Origin of the sequence: Vibrio vulnificus NBRC 15645 = ATCC 27562, assembly GCF_002224265.1 — a bacterium.
GTDB lineage: Bacteria > Pseudomonadota > Gammaproteobacteria > Enterobacterales > Vibrionaceae > Vibrio > Vibrio vulnificus.
On the sequence record NZ_CP012881.1, the window covers coordinates 69,449 to 95,453 of the forward strand.

27 protein-coding genes are annotated in these 26,005 nt (G+C 47.7%); 10 read left to right on the forward strand and 17 right to left on the reverse strand.

All coding sequences use genetic code 11. From position 1 onward, the window contains the following. Window positions 1–63: 63 nt before the first annotated feature. Window positions 64–729: a DUF2726 domain-containing protein gene (locus AOT11_RS00255; RefSeq protein WP_011080598.1), complete on the reverse strand. Its 666-nt coding sequence runs from the start codon at window positions 727–729 to the stop codon at window positions 64–66. A 238-nt stretch (window positions 730–967) separates the two neighbouring features. Between AOT11_RS00255 and AOT11_RS00260 the strand changes: the two genes are divergently transcribed. Further along, on the forward strand, window positions 968–1,147 hold the full coding sequence (locus tag AOT11_RS00260) for a hypothetical protein (protein WP_011080599.1): 180 nt from the start codon (window positions 968–970) through the stop codon (window positions 1,145–1,147). A 61-nt stretch (window positions 1,148–1,208) separates the two neighbouring features. Here AOT11_RS00260 and AOT11_RS00265 read toward each other — a convergent pair whose 3' ends face one another. The 5 genes from AOT11_RS00265 to hppD are packed head-to-tail and all read right to left on the reverse strand — an operon-like array spanning window position 1,209 to window position 5,997. Further along, on the reverse strand, window positions 1,209–2,024 hold the full coding sequence (locus AOT11_RS00265; RefSeq protein WP_017422174.1) for a substrate-binding periplasmic protein: 816 nt from the start codon (window positions 2,022–2,024) through the stop codon (window positions 1,209–1,211). Window positions 2,025–2,058: 34 nt separating this feature from the next. After that, window positions 2,059–2,727 (reverse strand): maleylacetoacetate isomerase, encoded by a 669-nt coding sequence (maiA, locus tag AOT11_RS00270; protein ID WP_017422175.1) that lies wholly within the window; start codon window positions 2,725–2,727, stop codon window positions 2,059–2,061. 7 nt (window positions 2,728–2,734) lie between these two features. Next, window positions 2,735–3,754, reverse strand: coding sequence for a fumarylacetoacetate hydrolase family protein (locus AOT11_RS00275; RefSeq protein ID WP_026050706.1), 1,020 nt, complete (start codon window positions 3,752–3,754; stop codon window positions 2,735–2,737). A 40-nt stretch (window positions 3,755–3,794) separates the two neighbouring features. Further along, window positions 3,795–4,931, reverse strand: a complete 1,137-nt coding sequence (locus AOT11_RS00280; RefSeq protein WP_017422177.1) for a homogentisate 1,2-dioxygenase — start codon at window positions 4,929–4,931, stop codon at window positions 3,795–3,797. Then, a complete protein-coding gene (hppD, locus tag AOT11_RS00285) occupies window positions 4,924–5,997 on the reverse strand; it encodes a 4-hydroxyphenylpyruvate dioxygenase (RefSeq protein ID WP_017422178.1) in 1,074 nt (357 codons plus the stop codon). The genes AOT11_RS00280 and hppD overlap by 8 nt, the downstream gene beginning before the upstream one ends. 410 nt (window positions 5,998–6,407) lie before the next feature. On the opposite strand from hppD, the gene AOT11_RS00290 reads away from it, so the two are divergent. The 4 genes from AOT11_RS00290 to pilW all read left to right on the forward strand — a co-directional run bounded on the left by AOT11_RS00290 (window position 6,408) and on the right by pilW (window position 11,642). Next, window positions 6,408–7,514, forward strand: coding sequence for a M20/M25/M40 family metallo-hydrolase (locus AOT11_RS00290; RefSeq protein WP_026050707.1), 1,107 nt, complete (start codon window positions 6,408–6,410; stop codon window positions 7,512–7,514). A 232-nt stretch (window positions 7,515–7,746) separates the two neighbouring features. After that, window positions 7,747–9,651 carry a bifunctional metallophosphatase/5'-nucleotidase gene (locus tag AOT11_RS00295; RefSeq protein WP_017422180.1) on the forward strand — a complete coding sequence of 635 codons (1,905 nt, stop codon included), beginning with the start codon at window positions 7,747–7,749 and terminating at the stop codon, window positions 9,649–9,651. Between the two features lie 159 nt (window positions 9,652–9,810). Beyond that, window positions 9,811–10,752, forward strand: coding sequence for a homoserine O-acetyltransferase MetA (gene metA, locus AOT11_RS00300; protein ID WP_017422181.1), 942 nt, complete (start codon window positions 9,811–9,813; stop codon window positions 10,750–10,752). A gap of 155 nt (window positions 10,753–10,907) precedes the next feature. Next, entirely contained in the window at window positions 10,908–11,642 is a 735-nt protein-coding gene (pilW, locus tag AOT11_RS00305; protein WP_017422182.1) for a type IV pilus biogenesis/stability protein PilW, read from the forward strand. A 92-nt stretch (window positions 11,643–11,734) separates the two neighbouring features. Here the strand turns inward: pilW and AOT11_RS00310 are convergent, their stop codons facing one another. From AOT11_RS00310 to AOT11_RS00320, 3 genes are read right to left on the reverse strand one after another with little or no spacing between them, the layout of a single operon-like run. Next, entirely contained in the window at window positions 11,735–11,950 is a 216-nt protein-coding gene (locus AOT11_RS00310) for a hypothetical protein (RefSeq protein WP_017422183.1), read from the reverse strand. A 56-nt stretch (window positions 11,951–12,006) separates the two neighbouring features. Continuing rightward, complete coding sequence (gene rlmF / locus AOT11_RS00315; RefSeq protein ID WP_017422184.1) at window positions 12,007–13,101, reverse strand: 23S rRNA (adenine(1618)-N(6))-methyltransferase RlmF; 1,095 nt, start codon at window positions 13,099–13,101, stop codon at window positions 12,007–12,009. Further along, complete coding sequence (locus AOT11_RS00320; protein ID WP_026050708.1) at window positions 13,101–13,613, reverse strand: YgjP-like metallopeptidase domain-containing protein; 513 nt, start codon at window positions 13,611–13,613, stop codon at window positions 13,101–13,103. The genes rlmF and AOT11_RS00320 overlap by 1 nt, the downstream gene beginning before the upstream one ends. Before the next feature lie 134 nt (window positions 13,614–13,747). Here AOT11_RS00320 and AOT11_RS00325 point away from each other — a divergent pair, with 134 nt between their 5' ends. Further along, a complete protein-coding gene (locus AOT11_RS00325; RefSeq protein ID WP_011080612.1) occupies window positions 13,748–13,978 on the forward strand; it encodes a glutaredoxin family protein in 231 nt (76 codons plus the stop codon). 6 nt (window positions 13,979–13,984) lie between these two features. On the opposite strand, the gene AOT11_RS00330 is transcribed toward AOT11_RS00325, so the two are convergent. Beyond that, the gene (locus AOT11_RS00330) at window positions 13,985–14,854 is read right to left on the reverse strand and encodes a LysR family transcriptional regulator (protein ID WP_017422186.1); all 870 of its coding nucleotides are present in this window, start codon (window positions 14,852–14,854) and stop codon (window positions 13,985–13,987) included. A 94-nt stretch (window positions 14,855–14,948) separates the two neighbouring features. On the opposite strand from AOT11_RS00330, the gene AOT11_RS00335 reads away from it, so the two are divergent. From AOT11_RS00335 to AOT11_RS00350, 4 genes are all read left to right on the forward strand, one after another. Next, a complete protein-coding gene (locus AOT11_RS00335; protein ID WP_017422187.1) occupies window positions 14,949–16,157 on the forward strand; it encodes an MFS transporter in 1,209 nt (402 codons plus the stop codon). A 72-nt stretch (window positions 16,158–16,229) separates the two neighbouring features. Next, a complete protein-coding gene (locus tag AOT11_RS00340; protein ID WP_017422188.1) occupies window positions 16,230–16,790 on the forward strand; it encodes a DUF1415 domain-containing protein in 561 nt (186 codons plus the stop codon). Between the two features lie 149 nt (window positions 16,791–16,939). Next, window positions 16,940–17,515, forward strand: coding sequence for a nucleoside triphosphate pyrophosphohydrolase family protein (locus tag AOT11_RS00345; protein WP_013571938.1), 576 nt, complete (start codon window positions 16,940–16,942; stop codon window positions 17,513–17,515). Window positions 17,516–17,670: 155 nt separating this feature from the next. Continuing rightward, the gene (locus tag AOT11_RS00350) at window positions 17,671–19,008 is read left to right on the forward strand and encodes an IS4-like element ISVvu3 family transposase (RefSeq protein ID WP_011149570.1); all 1,338 of its coding nucleotides are present in this window, start codon (window positions 17,671–17,673) and stop codon (window positions 19,006–19,008) included. A gap of 54 nt (window positions 19,009–19,062) precedes the next feature. On the opposite strand, the gene btuD is transcribed toward AOT11_RS00350, so the two are convergent. The 7 genes from btuD to AOT11_RS00385 all read right to left on the reverse strand — a co-directional run bounded on the left by btuD (window position 19,063) and on the right by AOT11_RS00385 (window position 26,005). Further along, on the reverse strand, window positions 19,063–19,827 hold the full coding sequence (gene btuD, locus AOT11_RS00355; protein WP_017419956.1) for a vitamin B12 ABC transporter ATP-binding protein BtuD: 765 nt from the start codon (window positions 19,825–19,827) through the stop codon (window positions 19,063–19,065). Beyond that, the gene (gene btuC, locus AOT11_RS00360) at window positions 19,817–20,812 is read right to left on the reverse strand and encodes a vitamin B12 ABC transporter permease BtuC (protein WP_026050248.1); all 996 of its coding nucleotides are present in this window, start codon (window positions 20,810–20,812) and stop codon (window positions 19,817–19,819) included. The genes btuD and btuC overlap by 11 nt, the downstream gene beginning before the upstream one ends. A gap of 119 nt (window positions 20,813–20,931) precedes the next feature. After that, window positions 20,932–21,960, reverse strand: coding sequence for a succinylglutamate desuccinylase (locus AOT11_RS00365; protein ID WP_017419954.1), 1,029 nt, complete (start codon window positions 21,958–21,960; stop codon window positions 20,932–20,934). 242 nt (window positions 21,961–22,202) lie between these two features. Further along, the gene (locus AOT11_RS00370) at window positions 22,203–24,002 is read right to left on the reverse strand and encodes a M3 family oligoendopeptidase (RefSeq protein ID WP_017419953.1); all 1,800 of its coding nucleotides are present in this window, start codon (window positions 24,000–24,002) and stop codon (window positions 22,203–22,205) included. A gap of 24 nt (window positions 24,003–24,026) precedes the next feature. Then, window positions 24,027–24,665 carry an alpha-ribazole phosphatase gene (gene cobC / locus AOT11_RS00375; RefSeq protein WP_017419952.1) on the reverse strand — a complete coding sequence of 213 codons (639 nt, stop codon included), beginning with the start codon at window positions 24,663–24,665 and terminating at the stop codon, window positions 24,027–24,029. Window positions 24,666–24,674: 9 nt separating this feature from the next. Continuing rightward, complete coding sequence (gene cobU / locus AOT11_RS00380) at window positions 24,675–25,235, reverse strand: bifunctional adenosylcobinamide kinase/adenosylcobinamide-phosphate guanylyltransferase (RefSeq protein ID WP_026050249.1); 561 nt, start codon at window positions 25,233–25,235, stop codon at window positions 24,675–24,677. 2 nt (window positions 25,236–25,237) lie between these two features. Further along, window positions 25,238–26,005, reverse strand: coding sequence for an adenosylcobinamide-GDP ribazoletransferase (locus tag AOT11_RS00385; protein WP_017419950.1), 768 nt, complete (start codon window positions 26,003–26,005; stop codon window positions 25,238–25,240).

The window sequence follows — 26,005 nt, forward strand, 5'->3', positions numbered from 1 at the left end:
AACGCCCTCATTCTTATCCTTATATACAATATAGGTCGTTTTGGGCGGTATAGGGATGAAAGATCAATCATCCTCGTCCACATCGAACACTACATTGTAGTTTTCGGTGTAGGTACAGTTTGGCTGACGGCTGCAGGTAAAAAAGCGCCGCCCTTTAAATTCTCCCTGGGAAGCAATTTTGATGATCATCGGACTGCCGCATTTTTTACAAAAGCGTACTTCTTTGTCTGGTTCAATCAAGTCGATATGCGCAGCGAGCAAGCGTCTTAGTCGTCCCACTTGATAACTGTGCTTAATCGACGTACCAATTAGAGGGATATTGGCGGTTTTGCACACTTGCATCAGTAACTTTTCCCGTTCAACTTTGACTTTGTTGAGCTCTTTGCCGTTATCCAATTCAATGATCACACGCGGTTCAAACGTGCGCGGGTCACAGATGACATAGTCAAAATACATACGTGAAATACGGTTGCTGGCGATAAACAACTGCTTTTTGCTATTGATGTCGCGTGGCGCAACCACATTACTCATATTCACTTTGGCAAACACCACGCCATGTTCGCCAACCGCGGTTTTCAGCGCATTGAAAAATGCCACTTCATGCCCTTTCAACACCGAGCCTTTCGAGCGATAGGCATATTCCTTGGTATCATCCTGTTTGACGACGTATTTCTGTATTACGAAAAAAAACAAAATCAGTAGCGCGACAATAATAAAGATATTCGTCATCGGTTAATTACACTCAAAACATAGCCTTACTTGTTGAATACACTATGTGTAAACCGGGTTGATGACAAGTGAAAACCCGCCGTTGGCACACGTCGATGCTACTACTTTGGTAGAGTTCACGTTTCAGATTGATTTAGATCAAACAATCATGGCGCAGCACTGATTAGAGTGAATTTGGTTAATGAATTGTTAACCAAAAACACACTCAGATAAATAACAAGGATGTAGGAGATAAATCATGGAGTTGAAACAAGACCCACGCTGTTACACCGATGTGTGTATCGAAGGAAAGTGGTATCACTACGATCATTGCGGCACCACGGCGTATATGCTGAAGGGGGGTTGTTCAGAAGAGATTCAGCTATCGCGTGAACCCAGCACCGAAAGTGAGCTAATTGAGCTATTAATGATGAGATGATTGAACGACGCCTCTGTTGGGCGTCGTTAAACATTGGCCAATAAACACCAATCCCACTCTGCTAGCGATATTTACTCACAATGCTTTGATAGAAGGTTTGATTCTCATCATCGCTGGTGTGTTTTAGTGCATCAATGGCTTGCTGTAATGCTCTCACTGAGGCGCCATCAACGTCTTTGTTAAACGCATAATAGAGCTCCCCTTCTTGCAGAACATACACAGGTTCAAAATCTTCAGAGTTGAATCCACCTTTGGATATCCACCATTTTGCGACATTTTCTTCATACGCCCAAAGATCGATCCGCCCTTTGTAAAGTTGCTCCGCCAAGGTGGCTGCATAGGAGCTCTCTTGCATTGAGTTCCGCGGGACGCCCAATTCAAGCAGGAGCTGTTCACCAACATCATCACGAATGACACCAATACGATATTGAATCAAGTCATTGGGGCGCTTAATAGAAATCTGCGCGCTTTTCTTAGCCATAACAACAATACGAGTGGCACTGATCGGCCCTACCCAATTGAACAAGTTCTCTCTCAATTTGGTGCGTGTGGTCGAAAAAAGCACCGTGTCTTTATTGATCAGCACGGTACGGTATGCTCTAGCCCAAGGCTGAACGGAAATGTCTTCTTTAGCGACAGGTTGCGTTGCCCTTGCCGTTGCCGCTACTAACAGGTCCACAGCGATACCATGCAGTTCACCATTTTCGGTAAAGTTATAAGGCGGGTACTCTTCGGTCAGATAAGTGATCGATTGAAGATCCGATTTCGCTATCGTGACTGTTGCCAACAAGGATGCAAGTAGAAACAGAACTGAACGGAACATAACGCCCCCTAATTTTGATCCCTTGCAAGTAAATGTAGTCTTGAATTGACACATCTACCAACAAGGAATCACAACGCTATCGGCAAATTCAAAGTTGAGCGTCAGGCTGATTTTCGGGCTTAGCGAGATCGAATGCAGGCAGTTGATTACAAGCGGCGACGACGGCATTGATGGTTGGATACGGTGTCATGTTTACGCCAAAACGGAGGGCGTTATAAACCTGAGGGACCAAACATATATCGACGATACTTGGACTAGAACTGATGCTAAAAACGCACTCGCCATAGTGTTTACGGTGAGCTAATAGCTTTTCTTCCACTGCTTTAAAACCCATGTGAATCCAATGATGCACCCACAAGCGCTTTTGCTCTTCATCCACCTCCAAGGTCCCTTCGAGATACTGCAAGACCCGAAGATTATTCAGAGGATGAACATCAACCGCAACGTCTTGCGCCAACGCCAACGCTTGATACTTGAGTGGCCCAATGGACGGGATCACTTGAGTCGATGAATAGTTATCATCGAGATACTGAATGATCGCCAATGACTGATTGAGAACCAGCTCCCCATCCACCAACACGGGCACCAGCTCATTGGGATTGAGTGCATGGTACTGTGCTAGATGCTGCTCTCCGCCATTTTTCACTAAATGAATCGAATGGTTTTCATAACAGAGCTGCTTCAAGTTTAAGCAGATCCTCACGCGATAGGCGGCAGACGATCGCCAATAACCGTAGAGTTTAAGACTTGTCTCCATACCAACCTCATTTATGCTGATAACGACTCACTTGTTGTTCAATCGCACCAAAAATAGATTGCCCTTGCGCATCGAACATTTCTAAGCGGATAGAATCGCCAAAACGCATAAATGACGTGCTGGCTTGACCATCACGAATCGTTTCAATCATGCGAATTTCGGCAATACACGAGTAACCCACACCACCTTCTTCAATCGAAGTGCCGTGATCGGTTCCTTGTTTATTCGACACAGTACCAGAGCCTATGATTGCCCCTGCAGACAGTGGACGCGTTTTCGCTGCATGCACAATCAGATCGGCAAAATCGAAGGTCATATCAACCCCTGCGTTCGGCTTACCAAAAGGCTTGTCGTTGTAGGTGGAAATCAGTGGTAAATGAAGCTTGTTCTCATACCAAGCATCGCCCAGTTCATCCAAAGTCACCGCGACGGGAGAAAACGCAGAAGAGGGTTTGGATTGAAAAAAGCCAAAGCCTTTGGCTAATTCAGCAGGGATCAGGCCACGCAACGAAACGTCATTAACCAGCATCACCAAACGAATTGACTCTTGCGCTTGCGCAATGCTCGCCCCCATTGGCACGTCTCCCGTGATCACCGCGACTTCGCCTTCAAAATCAATACCCCACTCTTCACTGGCAAACTCGATGTTGTCTCGAGGGGCAATAAAGGAATCGGATCCCCCTTGGTACATGAGCGGATCTGTCCAAAAGCTTTCTGGCATTTCAGCACCACGAGCTTTGCGCACCAACTCCACGTGATTGACGTACGCAGAGCCATCGGCCCACTGATAAGCACGCGGTAACGGTGAATGAACCAAGGTCTCTTCAAATGGTGAACTTCCCGCTACCTCGCCTTGATTGAGCGCTTGATAAAGCTCTTTCAACTTGGGTTCGCACACAGACCAATGATCCAATGCAAGCTGCAATGTCGGCGCGATGTCGGCCGCGGAAACATAACGGCTCAAATCGCGGCTGACGACGATCAACTCACCATCACGATGCGCATTCTTTTTCGTTGCTAATTTCATCTCTCTTCCCTTCTCAAACCTTGCTGTTCTGTCGTCCGTGTTATTTTTGGTTTTCACGCCAACTGTAGACGTATTCTTTGTTTTCTACACTGTCGAGTTCTTGTGCAAACGTTAATGCATGACGCGTATCAATCATCACCGCGACTTCGTCGGTGAACTTTTTCTTGTACTCTTGGCCTGCTTTGAATGCCTTAGGATGTGGCCCATGGGTAAAGCCTGCTGGGTGGAACGTCACCATACCCGCTTCAATGTTGTCGCGGCTGAAAAAATCCCCTGCATGGTAGAACAACACTTCATCATAATCGTCGTTGTTGTGATAAAACGGCACTTTCAACGCACCAGGGTCACTTTCGATCGGGCGCGGAACAAAGGTGCAAACAACAAAGCCGTTACCAACAAAGGTGGTGTGCGCCGATGGTGGCAAGTGATAACGATGAGACATCAAAGGGCGTATATCGCGCCAGTTCAGTTTCACTACGGAGAGATCACCATGCCAACCAATGGCATCCAATGGATTAAACGGATAGGTAATCACGCTCACATTGTCGTGGCGTTTCACTTCCACACGCGTCTCTTGCTCTGAGTATTGCGCTTTGAACTGATCGTTGATCGACGGCGTTTCAAGTACCGCAGGGTCAAACACCGCATGATTACCAACTAATCCTTTCTCTGGCAGTGAATACGCGGCATCGGTGTTTTCAATCATCAAAATAAACATCGCCTCTGACGGCTCCAAACGCCAGTTAGTGGAACGCGGGATCATCACGTAATCCCCTTCCCCCACTGCCAAATGGCCATAGTCACAATAAAGGTCCGCTTTTCCTTGATGAATAAAGAGCAGTTCGTCGCCATCCGCATTTCGCGCCAGAAACTCCATCTTGGTTTGGGTTTTCCAGACCCGGACTTTGCATTCGTGATTGTGAAGCAAATGCGGCACGCTCCAAGGAGAGGCTTGATTAGCGCTGGTCACGCGAGTGAAATCAAACGCTCTCGGTCTTAAATCGCCTTGCCAATCGACCCAACCTGTTGGCGCATGTTGATGATGGAAATGCGCAGCAGGGCCAAAGAACCCACTGCGCCCCGCTTCACGTTCGTAAATCGCCTCTTCAGGAAAATCGGCGTGTGCCTGCTTGGAGCAGACACCTTCCCGATGAGGAAAGGTGATCCATTTATGCATCGTTCAATACTCCGCGACGAATCTGATCTTCTTCAATCGATTCAAAAAGGGCTTTAAAGTTGCCTTCACCAAACCCTTCATTGCCTTTACGCTGAATGATTTCAAAGAAGACTGGGCCAATCACTGTTTGGGTAAAGATCTGCAATAAGATGCCATCTTTCAAAGGAGCACCATCGATCAGAATGCGCAGATCTCGTAGTCGGTTGACATCTTCTTTGTGCCCTTCCACACGCGTATCCACTTTATCGTAGTAAGTATCCGGCGTTGGCATAAAGTCCATACCGCGCTCGCGCAGCGTTTGAACCGTTTGGTAGATATCATCGGTGGTGAGCGCGATGTGCTGAATACCTTCGCCATTGTATTCACGAATGAACTCTTCGATTTGTGACTTATCGTCTGATGATTCATTAATTGGGATACGAATTTTGCCACACGGTGCGGTCATGGCTCGGCTCACCAGACCAGTGAGTTTCCCTTCAATATCGAAATAACGAATTTCACGGAAGTTACCAATACGCTCATAAAATCCCGCCCAAGTATCCATGTTGCCGCGTTTTACGTTGTGGGTAAGGTGGTCAATTTCATACAAGCCGACATCCGAGTTCGCCAGGCGCTGAGCGGAGTCGTCATAAAAACGAAAGTCGACATCGTAGATACTCTGCTTACCGTAGCGATCAACAAAATAGAGCAAACTGCCACCAATGCCATGCACAGCAGGGATACTCAGTTCCATCGGTCCTATTTCTGTTTTGTATTCTTCTGCGCCATTGGTCAATGCGTGCTTAAGTGCTGACGCTGCATCTTGCACTCGAAATGCCATCCCACATACTGAAGGTCCATGAACGTTTGCAAACTCCTCAGCCTGACTGTGCGGCTGAGCATTAACGACAAAGTTGATATCGCCCTGGCGATATAACCAAGCTTCTTTCGAGCGATGCTTGGCGACTTCCGCAAAGCCCAGCGAGGAAAACAAATGCTTAAGCTGCTCGATACCTGTGTTATCGGCGGCGGTGTATTCGACAAACTCAAATCCGTCTGTGCCCAGTGGGTTGATTGCATCCACCATGACTTTCTCCTTTTAGACTGCGTTTTATTTTGGTTAACACTTTGTTAACTTGAACCAGAGTCAGAAGAATTGGAATAGCGCCTGTCTACTGGAGAAAAACTCAATCCACACGCCAAAATGTAAAGCATTTGTTACACCAAAAGCGAATAACCATAATTTGACACAAAAGCGTGCCATTCCCTCTTCGATTACCCCTTTGCGTTGTACGAGCCAATTTACAGACCAATCGTAAATGTAAATTTTATGTTAACCACTGAGTAATGATTATTTTCCCGTTGTTTCAAACGTCATTATTGTGTCAGTCCGTCCGTTTATTTGATTCAACGCAGTTTTATTGTCTGCCAACTATGCACAATAGAGCATTCTGTTCCTACACGGGCGCTGCCCACAGCAAAAGAGAGATCAGCCGAATGATTCCAGTAAACCAAGAACGTCTTATCGAGCATTTTTGTCAGTTAGTGCGCATCGACAGTGAGTCGATGAATGAAAAAGCAATTGCCGAAGCGCTGGCTGAACAGCTCGGCGACATGGGCTTTAGCGTGCACAAACTGCCTGTGCCAGAACACATCTCGAATGGCTTTAACGTCTATGCACGCTTAGAGGGTGAGCTTGAAGGTTCCATCTTATTAAGTTGTCACATGGATACCGTGGCGCCGGGCAATGGCATTGAACCTGTGATTGAAGATGGCATTATCCGTTCAAAAGGAAACACCATTCTTGGTGGTGATGACAAATCGGGCATCGCTGCCATTATGGAAGCCGTGCGTCTGCTGAAAGAGCAAAATCAACAGCACAAAACCATAGAGCTTGCCTTTACTGTGCATGAAGAAGGCGGCCTGTTTGGTTCCGAATATTTTGATATGAGCTACGTCACGGCTCAGCAAGCGATTGTACTGGATACAGGTGGCCCAATTGGCTCTATTGTCACGGCAGCACCTGGCCAACAGAAAATCGTCGCTACGATTAAAGGTCGCCCTGCTCACGCAGGTTTGGCGCCAGAAGAAGGCATCAGTGCCATTATGGTAGCCGCCGATGCCATCAATCAAATGAAACTGCTGCGTATTGACTCGGAAACGACTGCCAATATTGGTTCGGTTCACGGCGGTCAGGCGACAAACATTGTCATGCCAGAGTTGAAAATTGTTGCGGAAGCTCGCTCGCTCAATGCAGAAAAGCTCGATGCACAAGTCGAGCACATGATCACGACTTTTGAGCGTGTCGCCGAAGAACATGGTGCGAAAGTGGAGATTGAATCGAGCCGCGCGTACAACGCGTTTGTGCTTAGCGATGACCATCCTCACGTCGTGGAAATTAAGCAAGCTTTTGCGGACATTGGTGTAGACGCCATAACCAAAGGCACTGGAGGCGGTAGTGATGCTAATAACTTCAATGCCAAGGGTTTAACGACGGTCAATCTGTCGACCGGCATGTCAAAAGTACACACAACAGAAGAGTTCATTGCCATTGCGGACATGGTCAAAATCACCGAATTTTTGACTCACTACTTAGCCAAGTAATCCCTTTGACGCACTGGCCCTGCCAGTGCGTTTTCTCTGTTATTTGTTTCCTCTCATATTAGTTTCCTCTTAAACCCAAAGTCTGATCACCCATTCCGTTGAAAGTTCTTTAGATCTCGCAAAGCAATGAAACGAGAGTTTATCTTTCATGGATTTATCGATAATCATCACATTTAGTTGCTATTCAAATGATTACTATGCATTTAGTTTTAATTAATAACGTGATAATCAAATGAAAAAGACCCTTTTAACCAGTGCAATTGCGCTCTCCCTGACTTTTCCAGCCCTCGCCGCGAATGGCGATATCCATAACGTCACTATTCTCGGCACATCTGACCTTCACGGCCATTTTATGCCTTGGGACTACGCCGCGGACAAACTCAATATGAGCGGCAGCCTGAGCCAAATCGCCACCAAAGTAAAAGCGATTCGCCAAGAACAAAATAACGTCATTTTGGTCGACGCAGGTGACACCATTCAAGGCAACTTTGTCGAAACGTTTAAAGAAGAGCCGATCGATCCAATGATGCTCGGCTTCAATGAGATGAACTATGACGTTTGGGTATTAGGCAATCATGAGTTTGATTTTGGCTTGAACGTGCTTAATCGCTCTCTCACCCAATTCAAAGGCACCTCTCTGGCAGGCAACATTCAACGCCCTGATGGCAACCCGTTTTTGCCGGGTTACACCATCATTGAGCGTGGTGGGATAAAAATCGGCGTGATCGGAATGGACACGCCCATGACGCAAGTCTTCGCTGAAGGAACCAATCGCCTTGAAGGGATGACCTTCACCAACCCGACGCTGGAAGTGAAAAAAATCGTCAAGCAGATTGAGGGCAAAGTCGATGCGATTGTACTAGTTGCCCACATGGGCCTAGACAATGAAAACGACATCGCAGACACCGGTGTCACCGACATTGCCAACGGAAATCCAGAGCTTGATGCCATTGTGGCCGGCCACATGCATACGCGCATTGATAAAGCCGTGGTCAATGGCGTCATCATCACCGAGCCCGACAAATATGGCCGCGCGCTGTCACGCATTGACTTGCAGTTTGAAGAGCAAAATGGCCAATTCACCTTGATCAACAAAGACAGCTACACCTACAAGATCAAGGGCATCGATTCGGATGACAAAATGGAATCACTCTACGAACCGTATCACAAGCGTCTGCGTGAAATGGCCAACCGCGAAGTAGCGCAGCTAACTGGCGTCAACTTAGTACCAGAAAACGACATTCGCGGTATCCCGCAAGTGCATATTCAAGACACAGGGATCAGCGCTCTTTTCCAAGAAGCAAGTTTTTTCTATGCACCTCAAGCCAACGTCATTGCACTGCAAATTGACAATGACAACGCCAAGCTGGACGTAGGCCCAATCAAAGCTAAAGACATCGCGTACAACTACCAATATGCAGGCGGTGAGATCACGGTTTACCAAATGACAGGCAAAGAGTTGAAACAGTACATGGAGTGGTCTGCTGGTTACTTCAATTCGGTGCAACCGGGGGATGTGACATACAGCTTCAATCCTGAAAGACGCGCCTCAAAGTACTCAACCAACGACTTCTTCGCGGGCGTCACCTACACCATCGACTTAACTCAGCCAGCAGGCCAGCGCATTACTGATCTCAAGTTTGCCGATGGCAAACCCGTGTTAGACGACAGCGAGATTCGCCTCGGCATGAACAGCTACCGTATGGGCCATTTGACCCAAAAAGGCGGTGTGTTAGAGGGCCAAACTTTCCCTGTTCTGTTTGATACCGAAGCAAAATATGGAGAGGAACAAGGCACCATCCGAAATCTCACCATCCGCTACCTCACCGAGCAGAAACAAGGACAATACGTTGGCCAACCGATGCAACGCTGGAAACTCTCTGGTTTGCAGGGGTTTGAGAAAGAAGGGGCGATCGTCAAACAGTTGATCAACAAAGGCAAAATCGATGTACCTGCCAGTGAAGATGGCCGCTACACCAACATTGCTTCAATAAATGTCAAAGCACTGGTGTTCACTAATCCACAGGCTAAAAACGAAGCCATTACTTCTCGCCTTGCTAAAATTGAGGAAGCATATCCTGCTGAGAAACAACATCTTAAACGCGAGTTGATCCTCATCGAAGCCCTGAACCCATAAACCACGTCTGTGCACCTCTTAGTAGGTGCACATTTTTCTCTCGCAAAATTGTCACAATAAAATTTCCTTTCGCCCCCTTTTGCCTGTCGACATCACAAAAAAAATAGGATAGGTTTAGATGTATAGACGTCCAAAAGAGATTAGCTTAGGGAGAAAGCTGTGCCTATTCGTATTCCAGATCAATTACCAGCGGCAGATGTTTTGCGAACTGAAAACATCTTCGTCATGAGTGAAACTCGTGCCGCCAAGCAAGAAATTCGTCCGCTGAGGGTACTGATTCTCAATTTGATGCCGAAAAAAATTGAGACAGAAACTCAGTTTTTACGCCTGCTCTCTAACAGCCCTCTCCAGGTCAATGTCGAGCTGCTGCGTATTGACGATCGCCCGAGCAAAAACACCCCGACTGAACATCTCGACAATTTTTATCGTCAATTCGAGATGGTGAAAAACCGTAACTTTGATGGATTGATCATCACAGGTGCGCCGCTAGGCTTGGTGCAGTTTGAAGATGTGATTTATTGGGATCACCTCAAAACCATCATGGAATGGGCGAAATCACACGTTACCTCAACTCTGTATGTCTGTTGGGCTGCGCAAGCAGGCCTGAAATTGCTTTACAATTTGCCAAAGCAGACACGTAAAGAGAAGCTCTCTGGCGTGTATCACCACCGTATTCACAAACCTTATCATCCGGTTTTACGTGGCTTTGATGATTCCTTTTTGGCCCCCCATTCTCGCTACGCCGATTTTTCGCCAGAGTATCTCGCAGAACACACCGATTTGGATATTCTCGCGACGTCTGACGATGCAGGCGTTTACCTAGCCACCACCAAAGACAAGCGCAACGTCTTTGTTACTGGCCACCCAGAATATGACCCGCACACGCTGCACAATGAATACATTCGCGATTTGGGTGAAGGCATGGAACCGGCAATTCCGGTTAACTACTACCCCAATGACAACCCAGATAATCCGCCAATTGCAAGCTGGCGTAGCCACGGACACCTGCTTTTCTCGAACTGGTTGAACTATTGCGTTTACCAACAAACGCCTTACGATCTCGATCATTTCAGCGAAGACGCGTTCACCAAAGACGAATAGCGCCACACGATATCAAACCTTTTTTACAACAGGTCGCCTTTGAGGCGGCCTGTTGTCGTTTATGCAAAGTGACTCGCATTGTCGATGTCGATTGATAGGCAATAGACCCCAAGGATTTATCATCTCTTCAGGCCACATTAAAAAGAACGAAAACGATGAAAAAACAAACTCTTCTTTTGCCGCAATTGGTAGCACTTACCCTTTTGACCGGGTGTGTCACAGTCACTGAAGGCCAAGCACAAAAAGATCCGGACCCAATTGGCATGGCAGAATCTCGCATTGCCTTGGGGCTTGGCTATCTCGAAAATGGCGCGATGATCAAAGCCCATGACAACTTACAACAAGCCCTGACACACGCTCCTGATTATTACCGAGCACAGCTTTCCATGGCCCACTACTACGAGCGTGTCGGTGAAAACGGCAAAGCTGAAGATATTTATCAAAAATCGGCTCGTCAGCACCCCAAAAACGGCAACGTATTGAACAACTACGGCACGTTTTTATGCAAAAAGGGCGAGTATGACAAAGCGGATCGTTTGTTTAATCGTGCTATTGAGCAGCCATACTACTACTTGATTCCTGCCAGCTATGAAAACGCCGCTTTTTGTGCTCTGAAGGCGGGAGAAAATGTAAAAGCGCAAACCTATTTTACTCGTGCAATTGACTACGACCCACACCGCCCTAAATCCATTTTGAACCTAGCGAAGCTGGAAGTGGATGCTGGTAACTACACCCAAGCACGCCTACGTTTGATGCGCTTCCACCAAAGCTATGGGCTGCAAATCCCCTCGCTTAAACTGATGATCGATTTAGAAGACAAAGCAGGTAATGTGGCGTTGGTGAAAAAGTATCAGAGTGAATTGGACAAATTGACGGCCCGCCAAGGCTAACGAGTGCTGGCGTGTGAAATCAAAAGGCGCGACCAACAAAAACCTCTGCCCAAAAAGCAGAGGTTTTTTTATGGTTTTACCGCCCACATTACTCAACGTCTTGACGTTGAGTTGCGGATTTTGTAGCGATCTTTTCGGTGCGTATTGCGTAACTTACGCACCTTCGTTTTTCTCTTAATCGTCAGATATTCACGGTAAATAATCCGAATAAACGCAACTAAGCCAATGATGAGCAGAATGGTAAAAACGCTCAGGAAGCTTTCACACAACCAATCTGGCTGACAGGGTAGATAAATTTCAAAATCCATCGCATGCCCTCCTATTACGCAACCTATTCGTTTTTAACTCGGGATAATGGTCTCCATCACCCTCGCAGTTTTATCCACTCCCCTCTTTGTTGTTTGTCCATAAATGACCAAGCAACAAAGCGACTGACCTTTTGTCCTTGGCTCATTTCGACGACACGAATACTGCGTACACCTAATTTTTCCAACTGTTTACGTAGAGGTCTTACGTTGTCTTTCTTCGAAACGAGCGTACTGAACCACAAAACCTGATGGGCAAAACGCTCACTTTCGTTCGCCATGCGCTTCAAGAAGGAGGATTCTCCACCTTGGCACCACAACTCAGAATTTTGACCTCCGAAGTTAAGTATAGGTTTGTTTTTCGAGATTTTTTGTGAACCAGCTTTTGCTGTTACACCTTTTTTCAAACGGTTGGCAGCGAGGTTGTCTAATTTTCGTTGTGTGCCAAACGCCGCTTCCTGCGCCGAAGCGTGAAATGGCGGGTTGCATGTCGTCACATGAAAGTAGTCTGTGGGGCCAATAATGCCTTGGAAAATATGCTGAGACTGGTCTTGCAATTTGAGATCAAGCTGCCCCTGCAGTACAGGGTTAGAGTCGGCAATACGCTGCGCGGACTCAATCGATTTAGGGTCAACATCACTACCGGTGTAAGACCAACGATAGTCACAAATCGCAATAATGGGATAGATGGCGTTTGCACCAACACCGATGTCCAACGCCTGAACTTTCTCATGAGGAAATTTACCTTTCACCTCTCCTTCCAAGAGCTCCGCTAGACGATGGATGTAATCCGCACGCCCTGGGATTGGTGGGCACAAGTAGCCTGCTGGGATGTCCCAATTTGCCACTTGATAGTAAGCACTGAGCAGCGCTTTATTGAGCATTTTTACCGCAGTTGAATCTGAAAAAGAGATACTCGCCTCCCCTTTAGGATTTTTGATCACAAAAGGAGCAAGCGATGGCAGCGCCTGCGTTAACTTAGCAAAATCGTAACGCCCTTGATGTTTGTTGCGCGAATGCAGCCCAGCACGCGTGACTTTGACAAAATCACAACTCGATTCAGACATATTGAGATCACAACTTTTTTTCTTGTGCGGTGTTGGGGCTCGTTTCGCAGACTCTAATGGTTTGGCTGATTTTCGTTTGTTCGTCATTATTTTTTTGCTTCCTGAGCTTTTAAATCGAGGTAAATCATAAACAGACGAGCATCCAGCTCCAGTTGGTGATAGTCCGGCTCCATGTAGCAGCAAAGAGAGTAAAAGGCTTTATCATGCTCTTTCTCTTTAATGTGCGCCAGTTCGTGCACAACCAACATGCGCAGCAAAGGCTCCGGCGCCTCTTTAAATACGTTGGCAATGCGAATCTCATTTTTCGATTTTAGTTTTCCGCCGTGGTTGCGAGACACGACACTGTGCAAGCCGAGGGCATTGTTAATCAGATGAATTTTTCCGTCGTACACCACTTTACTGATGGGGCCCGTTTTCTTCATAAACTGGTTTTTGATCTGCATCGCGTAGTCAAACAACGCTTTTTCGCTGCGAATGTCGTGACGTGCTGGGTAGCGTTTATCAAACCAAGGAATTAAACGTTGCGACTCAATCAATTGGGCCACTTGCTGCACGATATGCTGCGGGTAACCCTGAATGTAGCGAAGTGACGGATGCATCATGGAATCAGACCTGATCATTTTTCAAAGCGCGCTAGTTTACCTGACTCCGCCCCTTGATTCATCGCTTTTTCTTTTCGTCCGCAGCGAAATTGGCTACACTTGCGCCCCTTTTCATTACATGGCAAGACAAGATGAAACGTGTCGTCCTCTATATCAAAGACAAATGTCCACACTGCAAAGATGCGCAGCGCTATCTGGATAGCAAAGGCATTCAATACCGCTTGTGTAATGCCAAGATGCATCGCGGCCGTAAAGAGCTCGACGCGATTGGTGCGCGCTCTGTGCCAGTACTTAAAATCGGTGACCGCTTGATGATTGGTTGGAACCCGAAGAACTTTGAACGCATGTATGGCGATAAGTGATCACAGCTAAACATACTGCTTTATAAATTCGATAAAGGTGCGATCCGCCACCGAAAGATAGCCGCCACGTCGCCAAGCCAGTGCTAGGTTGAGGGTGACGGGCGGAGAAAATGGCACGCCGACCACGCCACTCTCATTCTCGGTCACCAGTTGAAGCAATGCTGTAATGGCAAACTCTCGCTTTACGATCTTCAAAATCAATGGCAATAGATTGGTTTCAAAAGAATACTGCATTTCAATGCCATGCTGCTGGCTAAAATGATCGAGAAAATCGCGGTGGAAATAACCCGATTTGAACATCACCAGTTCATGTTGAAAGAATTCTTCAAAGGTGAGTGATGCTCGTTGCGATAACGGATGCTCGCTGCCGACAACCGCCATCATCTGGCTAGAGAATAGGTGGTCGATTTCTAAATCGTCCGGTACGTCGTTTTCCGTGATCACACCAATGTCCAAATCCCCATCAAGCAGCATCTTACGAATCGACTGCGTCCCCGCTTCAATCAGTGTCAGTTTGAGGTTGGGATAATGGCTTTTAAAGGCCATTAAAATTTCTGGAAAGAAATAGCTGCCCATCATGCTTGGCGCACCGAGGCGCACCTCACCTTTCTCAAGCCCCTTCAGTTCATTCATCGCCAACTCCGCATCATGCAGTTGCTGTACGACTCGTTTGGCATGTTCATACAAGGTTTGCCCTTCCGTTGTCAGTGCGATCTGTTTGTCATCACGTTTAAATAGAGTCACACCGAGGCTTTGTTCGAGCTTTTTGATTGAGACACTCAAGGCAGGCTGCGCGATATGCAGAGACTGAGCTGCACGAGTGAAATTTTTCTCTTCGGCCACCGCCAAAAATTGTTTGAGTTGTTTCGATTCCATCTAGATCAAAAATATATCGTCATCATATTTTTAATATATTTTGTTTATCACGATGTGACTGATACTGTGCTCACAAATCAGTAGGAGAATTAAGATGTACGAACTCGGCAGCTCTCAGTATCGCCATATCACCATTGCCTTGGCACTCGGTTCGTTTTTAGTTTTCTGTAATCTTTACCTCTTTCAACCCATGCTGCCCAAATTGGCCTTGGAATACGCGGTATCGGAAACACAGGTAAACTGGGTCTTTGCCGCCACCACACTGGGCTTATCCCTCAGCCTTGTTCCCATGGCGGTGTTGTCTGAAAAAATAGGCCGACGCACGGTCATGTTAGCAGGCTTGTTCACCATCCCTCTTTGTAGCGCAGCACTGTTGCTCAATGACTCTTTCTTATTTGTGGTTCTGTGTCGAGCCCTGCTTGGCGTTGCGCTCGCAGCCTTTGCCGCTGTTGCGGTGGCGTATATGGCGGAAGAGTTACACCCAAAAGCGTTTAGCCACGCGATCGGTGGTTATATCGCCGCCAATTCACTTGGCGGTATTAGCGGACGAATCAGTGGCGGTTTGATGTCCGACTGGTTTGGTACCACGGTCGCGATTGAGGTGATGCTGCTCTTCACGCTACTGGGCGTGATTGCGGTGAGCTTTTTGCTGCCCAAGCAGAAACATTTCTCCCCCAGCACTCACAGCTTATGGCAACACAATCAGACCATCGTCCAGCACCTGCGTCACACCCGAGTTTGGTTGGCGATGGTGATCGGCGGACTCAATTTTGCCCTTTTCGTTAACCTCTATTCCGTGATGGGATTTCGCCTGGTGGCAGAGCCGCATGGCCTACCCGTTGGCCTCGCTTCATTGATTTTTTTGTGTTACCTCGGCGGTACCATCAGCTCCAAATACACCGGCAAATGGAATCAACATTTTCATCCGGTCAGCGGCATGTTACTGGGTGCGGCGATCAGTTTATTTGGCATGCTAATCACCTCGATTGAACACTTAGCCGCCATGTTTATCGGTTTAGTGCTGATTTCCTTCGGCGCTTTTTTCACGCACACTTTGGCGTATGGATGGGTTGGACAAAAAGCCACTCACGCGAAAGCAACGGCAACCGCGATGTATCTGGTGCACTACTATGTGGGCGGTAGCCTTGGCGGGTTCTTCTTGCTCTATTGCTGGCAACATTGGCAATGGAATGGCGTGATCATCGCGGCGTCGAGTATGTATGTGTTGCTGTTTGCGGTGATACTGCAACTGAAAAAGCCCAAATACGCGTGCATAGAAGAGAGCTTGGTCAAGCATCCTTGAGTCGTCAAAGGGGATAGGATTGAACCCCACGAGTGGTTATACTGCCCCCTCAACACGCAATAGAATACGACCATGACTCAAAGCTCAACACAACAAACCATTCATCAAGAAGTGAACCAATGGCTCAACGATGTGGTGATTGGTTTAAATCTCTGCCCATTCGCCGCCAAACCGCAGCGCAATCAGCAAATCAAAATCCACGTCAGTGAGGCCGACAATGAAGAGTTGTTGCTGCAAGATATTCTCAGCTTGCTGATGGAGCTCGATCAAACGGAGCCCAGTGAGTTAGAAACCACGCTGGTTGTTATCCCTAACATGCTCAGCGATTTTTGGGATTACAATCTTTTCATCGATTGGGTGGAAGCCTTGATCAAACAACAAGATTGGGAAGGCGTTTTCCAAGTGGCCACCTTCCATCCGGACTACTGTTTTGGTGGTGCCGAGCCAGAAGACGATGAAAACCTCACCAATCGCTCACCTTATCCGATTTTTCATCTCATTCGAGAAGAAAGCATGGAAAAGGTACTGCGCCACTATCCAGATCCTGAATCGATCCCAGATACCAACATTGCTCGTGTTTCAGCGCTCAATGAAGAAGAGCGTAAAAAGCTGTTCCCTTATCTTTTTCGCTAAACAGCATAGGGCAAAGAGCATCAACCAAACCTGAGGCAGCGACCATGCGCACTGTGCCACAAGTGCCGCTGCTTCAATTGGCAAGGGGATAGAGCTTACCTCTCGGCTCTGGTATCATTCGCCCTTACGTAAAACTATTGGAAAAACACATGCAATTGTCTCAACTTACCCAAGACATTTTTGATCACCTGTACCGTGACATCACTGAGTTCCGTAGCACGTTTGATTTGCCGGTGGCTGCACCTGAAAGCCTAGATGAAAAAGCGGACACGCTACACACTTCTTTGATCATCGAAGAGATGACGGAGTTGGCGGAAGCGGATAGCAAAACAGAACAAGCAGATGCGATTGTTGATTCGGTCTACGTGCTTATGGGTCGCCTAGTCCACCTTGGAGCGGCAAACGTTGAAGACAATCTTGCTATCAGCTACTTGATTGATCTGCTGCTAAACGTCGCAAAAAACCGTGGCATCGACTTTATTCCATGCTGGGATGAAGTGCACTCAAGTAACATGAGCAAAGTGTGTCGCAATGAACAAGAATATGCCGACACTGAGAAGTTCTATGCAGAGCAAGGTGTTAAGTTGATGGCGGTGCAAAAAGGTGATTACCTGATTGCCAAATGTGCCGAGGATTTTGAAGGCGAAGGCAAAACGATTCGTGCTGGTAAGGTATTGAAATCGGTTTACTACCGCCCTGCAGACTTAGTTCCACTGACTCAGTAAGCCATTTGTTCTCAGTTGGTCATCCGTTTTTAGCAAACCAACCGTTTGATGAAGCTAGCCCGCCTAAGTGCGCAATGTAGATCAGATAAGGATCGGTTGACCGATCCTTCTGATGAGAGACAATCGGAAACCTGTTTATAGGTTTCCGATTTTTTATGTCTATCCAAAACTATTTTGCTGACTTTCTTGAAGAGAGTCCTGTTGATGTCGCTCAGCTAACCACCTTCTCCGAGCATATTCCTGATGAGTGGGTTGCTAAAGCGGCAACACTTTCCGATAAAGCGACAATTCGTCGACGTCGTTTACCTAGTGATATGGTTCTTTGGCTTATTGTTGGAATGGCGTTTTTCCGCAATGAGTCTATTGCAGAAGTCGCACGGCGAATGAATGTCTGTGCCGAGGGCTTAGCCGATGAGGAACTGCTAGCTAAAAGTGCTTTAACGCAAGCAAGGCAACGCCTTGGTAAAGCTGCTCCAGAATGGTTGTTTAGACAATGCAGTCACACATGGGGTCTAGAGCGTTACCCCGAGGATACTTGGCAAGGCTTACAAGTCTTCGCTATTGATGGGGCTCTTTTTCGAACCGCTGATACATCAGAACTAAGAGAACATTTTGGGTCAGGTAATACATCCAGCGAGAGGCAGACACCTCATCCAGTACTTAGGGTGGTGACCATGATGAATGTTCGCTCACATGTCATTGTAGACGCAGCTATAAGCCCCTATCGTCGTGGTGAAATACCGCTTGCAATGCCCTTTATTGACTCTCTACCTGATAACTCAGTGACTTTACTAGATAAGGGGTTTTATGGCGCAGACTTACTTCTTTCTCTCCAAAATAGTGGCTCCAACAGGCATTGGTTGTTACCAGCGAAGAAAGGGGTGAAATTCAGACTTCTGGACGATGAAGAGAGCGACGACATGTTGGTAGAAATGAAAGTCTCTCCACAGGCTCGCAAGAAAAATCCTAACCTACCTGAAAAATGGCAAGTCAGAGCCGTTACTTATCAAGTACAAGGTAAGCACAAAACAGTGTTTACGTCTTTGCCTAGGGAAGAGTACGATGCGGAATCAGTAGCCGAGCTTTACCATGAGAGATGGGAAATTGAGTTAGGGTACAGAGACATAAAAAGTTCGATGCAGCACAACGCGTTAGTGCTGAGGAGTAAGACGGTCGAGCTTGTCTATCAAGAGTTATGGGGGCTGTTGCTTGGTTATAACTTGGTAAGACGAGAAGCCAGTCAAGCGGCCGTAGCACATGGTCGAATGGCCAATGAAATCAGTTTTAAATACGCTTGTCAGTTCATCGCTAGTCAACTGAAAGTAATGAGCAAAGCGGTATCTCCAGGTAATACACCGAAGCGTCTAAAAAGTCTGCGCGGAGACTTATCCATCCTTTTTATAGACAAACGCCCTAAGCCAAATCGGCCTAGGGCGGTAAAAATATCAAAGACCCGATATCCTGTTAATCGCAAGGCAGCTCCTCTTAAGTGAACTACATTGCGCCTAAGTGCGGGCTTTTTTATCGTGGTGCGTTTTGTTGCAATGCTAAGTAAAAATCAAATACGGCTGCCCATCAACGGCCACTTTTTTCACTGGCGTTTCAAATACTTGCTGTAGATTTTCCACACTCATCACTTCTTCTGCAGAGCCATATGCAGCGAGCACACCTTGGTTGAGCAGCAACACTTTGTCGGCGTGCCGATAGACTCGGTTGAGATCATGATTGGCCACCAAGACCACCAAGCCTTGCGCGGCCATCTCATCGATAAGCTGATACAACCACTTCGCTTGGGCCACATCCAGTGGCGCGGCTGGCTCATCCAAGATCAGCAATTGCGAGTAAGGATTTAACGAGCGCCACACTTGCAAGCACACCGCTGCCAGACGCACGCGTTGCCATTCACCACCCGAGAGTGCCTGCACGCTACGATGCAACTTGTCTTGCAACTGCACCAACTCCACCACTCTACGCACAGCTGCTTGAACCTCTGGCTCAGCCACATGCCTTCCTGTCGGTAACGAGAGCGCCAACATTTGAAACACATCGACATTAAATGCCGGTCTCGATTGCTGACAAAGGTAAGCCCGATAAATCGCTTGTTCCGCTAAAGGCAACGTGAGTAAAGAGGTCTCGTTGATCAACACTTCCCCCTTGGCGCCTTCACGCGAGCTCAGCGTGCCTGCAATCGCTGACAATAGAGTGCTTTTTCCAGAACCATTTGGCCCCGCCACATACACTTTTTCACCTGCAGCACATTGAAAAGACAGGGGTAAAAGCCGATTGCCGACACTAATATGATTAATGCGCATCGTGGCTCCTTATCAGCATCCAGATAAAGATGGGTGCGCCAATGGTGGTGGTCATCACCCCCAGCGGCAGCTCTGCCGAATCCAATAAGGTTCTTGCCCAAATGTCAGAAAAAACCAATAACGTCGCCCCGGCAAACGCCGACATCGGCAACAAGAATCGGTTTTCTGAGCCAAACGCCATGCGCAGCAAATGAGGCACGACTAAACCAACAAAGCTGATAATACCGCCAAGAGCCACCGCGCAGCCGATCAAGATGGAGACCGCCAAAATCAGCCGCCAACGTACCTTGTACACATCAACGCCCAGTTGCGCGGCGTGCGTTTCACCCAGCATCAGTTTGTCCAACGTTTGCCCTTGCAGACAGAGCCAAACCAAGACCGGAAGCAATACAAGTGTCACCAGATGATGGTGCCAACTTGCCCCACCAATGCTCCCCATTAACCAATACATCAGTTGACGCAAGCTGAGATCATCACTGAAATAAAAGGCCCAAGTGACAAACGCGCCCGATAAAATACCGAGTGCCACCCCCACAAGGAGCATTCTCGAGGTCGACAAGTGCATCGCTCTTGTCATCCCCACCAAAATCAACGTAAAGACCAAGGCACCAATGATCGCTGCCAGCATAAACACCGTTGGCGTCGGCATCACGGGTAATAAAAAGAGCGCAATCACCATGGCCAAACTCGCCCCACCGGAGATGCCTAACACACCAGGTTCAGCAAGCACATTGCCAAGTAAGACTTGTAATGTCGCCCCCGAGACAGCTAATGCCGCGCCGATCACCATTGCCGCCACCAGTCGCGGCAGACGCAGATCAACCAACAGCTTATGTTCAAAACTGCTCAAGGAAGAAAACGGAGAAAGAAAGACTTCCCCCACCATCAAATAGAGAGCAGAGAGAATCAAAAGTACAGCCACCATCACCAATAAGGTGGCTCGCCATCGCTTCTCTTTGTGGGCTATCAGTTGGTGCAGTTCCATGGGCAATGATTCAACTCGCTCGCTAAACAAAAGGCTTAACTCTAACGTTAAGCCTTTCAAAAATAAACCGTTAAACGCTTGCCACAACTGAACTTTCGTAAGAGGACAGCGGGAAATGATTAATCGTAAACCAGTTGGTCATCTTCAAAACGAGTTTTGACTTTGCAGACCATCAAGGCCGCGCGCTGGCCAATAGTGACTTTACGATTGGGAAAAACAATCGCTTCATTGTCGTTCTTCGCCATCAACGGCTTATCGCCATCATGACCAAACACTTCACCGTGCATAAATGAGGTAAAGTTTTCCACGCTATCATCAAAGCGGAAATCAAAATCCTCATGTAAGCGCACGATAGTGCGGCTCACTCGGTAGGTAATCGCAGGCTTAGGCAAATGCTCTGGGGTCACTTCTGCGATTAAATCACGCATGGTCAAATCCAGCGCGGTAAAGCGCTCTAACTCATTCTCACCAATGCGAGCGACTCGGCCTAACTCCATCGTCAGTGCTTGAGCAGAATAGTATTCTGCACTAAACCAACTAAACGTGCTGGATGGTGAGTTAGAGAGCAGCAACGCTTCAACATGGCTGTGGTTGACAAAATCCACCAACGCTTTAGAGCGAGTCGGATGACGCGTTTTCGGACTGATCGCGAACGAGTAGTGCTTCGACGCTCGTATCGCACAATGCAAATCTAAGTGCCAACGGCTCTCTACCGGCGTGTTATCGAAAAATGCTTTCACCAATAACTTCAGTTGATCGGCAATCACCAACTCTTTGCTTGGCTGATGCTCTTTTTCATCAAACAGACGATTGAGGTTTTCTTCAATAAAACGCGTATGCGCATTGGTCGCTTCTGGATGAGCAATGATAAATAGACAACGCGCTTGCACATCTTGAAAGCCCGTTTCGATATCGTGAACAATCTTGTCAATCAGTTCCATCGGTGCAGTTTCATCACCGTGGATCCCTGACGATAAAATGATATTTTTCGTTTCCGCGCTGTTGTTTGCCGGAATGACTTCTAACACACCACGCTGATGCAGCTGCAATCTTACCCCATTGCTTAACGTCGTCGCTTTCGCCGCGACAGATTGCTGCATATTTAGGGTGTCTGACAAAAACGATTGGCGAAAGAGAGAATTCGTCATGCGTTACTCCTTAATTGCACGGCGGTATGTTAATAAAATGTTCACAACATTTATGTTGCTAGGATCTCACTTATCAAGAGAAATCGAAGTTTTCACCGCAAAAAACCAAGAATTGCGTTCATTCCGGACGATTTGCAGATTGAGACCGTCATCACCGAACACTTTTTAAACAATAACAGTATGTTAGGGAGTGAACTCTACCACATCCCTAACCCTTTCCGTTATAACAAGATCACGGAATTTTATTTTCCGATCTGCGCTAACAGTTGTTCAAATTCATCCACTTTTTCACGGATACGATCGATGCTCTGTTGCCAGAAATCCGCTTGCGTCAGATCCATTTGCAGACGCTGCGCGACCACATCTTCCGCCATCATTGCCCCTGTATCTCGCAGCAAAGCGACGTAATCACGATAGAATGACTCTCCCTTTGCCGCGCGCTGAGCGTAGATGCCTTTCGAGAAAAGGTAACCAAACAAATAGGGGTAGTTGTAGAAACTGATTTCTGAAATCGAGAAATGAAGTTTGCTGGCCCAGAAATAGGGGTCGGATTCTGACATTGAATCGCCATACCAGGCTTGCCAAGTTTCACTCATCAACTGGCAAATATCATCCGCCGACAATTCACCGCTGGCACGACGCTCATAGAACGCTTTTTCAAATTCGTAACGCACAGGAATGTTGATGGTGAGCGCGTAAGCAGAAGAGAGCTCTTCCCACAACATTTCCAATTTCTCTTCAGCGGTGGCAGCTTGTGCAATCAAATAATCCTGAACAATGTTTTCCGCAAAAATAGACGCGGTTTCTGCCAGTGTCATTGGGTAACGCGTTTGGCAAAGGGGCATGTCTTTCATCACCCAGTTGTGGAACGCGTGCCCGAGTTCATGGGCCAAAGTCAGCAGATCTGAACGGCTGCCCGACCAAGTCATAAACACCAGCGGTGTACGGGTGGCTGCTAGTTTAGTGCAATACGCACCGAGGCGTTTGTTTTCCGAAGGCGCGGCATCAATCCAGCCATTTTCCACCATGAGGTCAACAAAGCTTGCCATTTCTGGGTTGACTTGTGCAAACGCATTGCGGATTACCTCAATCGCTTCATCAAAGCCATACACTTTGGCTTCGCCGTCAAACGCCGGCATTGCAGCCAAGTGATTCCAAGGCTTCATCGCCTCTAAGCCGTGCACTCGCGCCATTAGCTTCCCAGCTTTCTGGCCAACCGAGCGACTTTCCTTTGCCACGGAGATCATGGTTTCTAAGGTTTGTGCCTCAATACGACTCTCATAGAGGCTCGGCTCTAAGAAGTGGATCTTGCGTTGGTGCGAGCGCTTTTGATATTCGGTTAAACGCCAGCCAGAAAGGGCATTCAAAATTGCCGCAAAGGTTTCACGGTGTGTCGCCATCGCGTTTTGAATCCCACGCCACGCAGGTTCTTGACGAGAGAATTCTGCCCCATAAAGCAAGCTGGCGGCTTGAGAAAATCCAAGCGTTTCTTGTTTACCGTCTTCGGTATCTAGGGAGATTTTTAAGGTGCCAGTTAGGTTGTCGTAGAGACGGCCCCAACCATCGCGCCCGTCCACTTGCATCGCAGAAAGCAGTTGTTCCTCAGACACACTCAAGCTTTGATCCGCCAGCTTACGCAGCTGAGCAATGGAAAATACCTGACCAGCTACATCGGGATTATTGCTCTCTAAAACGTCGGCGATGAAATCGTCATCTGCGTGCATTAGCGCCAGTTGGTATGGGCTAAATGCCTGTTCCATTTCAGAACTTAGCTTGGCCATGCGTCCAACCAAAGCTTTGGCTTGAGGATGAGTCACATCCACCGAGGTATAACAGTTGGCAAAGGTGTAAACCGTCGAAAGTAAACGCCCTGCGGCTTCTCGGGTGACGATGGCATTTTGCATCACGCTCACCACTTCACGCTGTGACGCTTGTGTATTGAGCAGTTTGATGCACTGCTCGATCAGTTCGATATCTTGTTCGATACGAACATCGTTTAAATCTGCATAGGCAATAGAAAGATCCCAGCTTGGCGCGGTCATTCTGTGTTCCTTATGAATCTGTGACTAATCGACTGGATGATTCGTCTGTTCTTCCCTGATAGAGAGAGGCATCCCGATCATTTTGACTGTCGGAAACTGCGTTTGGTCACTATCGGTAAAAATCGTTATGTGTGTCAGACTTGCGTTCTCAATGGCCAAGGTTTGATACCAGTGAGGGCGTTGCCAGTCTACACCCAAAAGGTGAGCTAAGATAAGTCGAATTACACCACCATGAGTGATGATTAACACTTTGCGATGTTCTGTGCTGATGATTTGCGACCAGCACTGCACTACCCTTTTCTGAAATTCCGCCAATGTCTCGCCCTTTGGCAAAGAGGCATTGGCAGGATCTTGCCAAAAGGCGTTGAGGAGAGGCCACGGATAGTCTTGAGTAGCAAAAGGCACTCCGTCTAACAGACCAAAGTCCATCTCTTGTAAGTCTGCTTGCAATCGAATTGGCCAATCGTGCTGTTGACCAAGCAACTCAGCCAACTCATGGCATCTCGAGAGAGGCGAGCTCACGATGAGTTCAACATCATCATGCTGAGCGAACAACGCCTCGGCAATCGCTTGCTGACGAGCCGCCGGTACCTTGGCATCGGTTCGACCAAATAAACCCGCTTCCGCTGCCGTTTTGCCATGACGCAGTAAGATCACTTCCATCGCTTTTCCCTATTGATGACCACTCGATTTCAATACAAGGGGTAACCCCGCCGCGACCAGAGTGACGTTGTCACACACCTGAGCAAGTGACTGATTCATACGACCTGCATTATCCACAAATAGACGGCTGATTTGCCCTAAAGGCACCACGCCTAGCCCCACTTCATTAGAGACCAAAATGATCTGTGCCGGGCTTTCTTTCACAACGGATGCCAACTGGGCAACCTTTTGCTCCAGTTTTTCATTGCTCGCATGCTCGCCAAACTCAAACAGCCAGTTATTGAGCCACACCGTTAAACAATCCACCAGCACCACATCGTCAGCACCAAACTGCGAGAGCCGCTCTGCTAAGTACAGCGGCGCCTCATATTCACACCAACCTTGTCCACGTTGCTGTTGGTGATGGTAAATTCGCTCTGCCATTTCTTGATCAAAAGGCACCGCCGTGGCGACGTAGTGGCATTTGGCATCATGTTGTTGAGACCATTGCCGCGCAAGCTGTTCAGCAAAACGAGATTTACCCGAGCGCGCCCCACCCAACACCAGCGCTTTATTGGTTGAACAACTCATCGTCACTGCACCACCGCAATCAGAACTAAATAGATGCCTAGTTCCATCAATTGTTGAGCCCCACCCAAGCAATCTCCGGTAAAGCCGCCCAAACGCGCTAGCAGCCAACGTTTAAATGCCCAGCGGAAGAGGATCGCAAATAAAATCAATAGTAAACCGACACCCAGCCCTAAGCTGATCGCCGCTAATACCCCCGTTAGGATCAGTATCGCCAGCTCCGTGGAGGATTGTGCATTCGCCAATGGCTTGCTTTTACTGGTATCGCTGTCAGAGACATAGGGCATGTCGTAAATCAGTGTGGCGGCAACAGCTCGGCTCAAGGTGTAGGCGACAACAATCATCAAGCCAAAGTCGGGTTGACGTGCCAACGTGGTGAGAAAAACGAACTTACCAATAAGCGCCATGGTCAATGTGGCGCTGCCATAGGTTCCGATGCGGCTGTCCTTCATGATGGTGAGGCGTTTGTCGAGCGTCATCCCCCCACCAATGCCATCCGCCATGTCAGTGAGTCCATCTTCATGGAAGGCGCCTGTCAGCAGTAAGCTAAACGCCATCATCAGGACAATCGCCACCTGATAAGGGAAAAACAGCGATGCAAACGCATAAATCAGTACGCACAGTAAGCCAAGCAATGTACCGACTAAAGCAAAGTAACGCCCAGCCTGATTCATTCTTTCATCACTATACGGTGTTGATTTGGGCACGGGCAGGCGGCTAAAAAAGCTCACCGCCAAACAAAACAATTGATACTGATACTGCCAGGTTTTCAT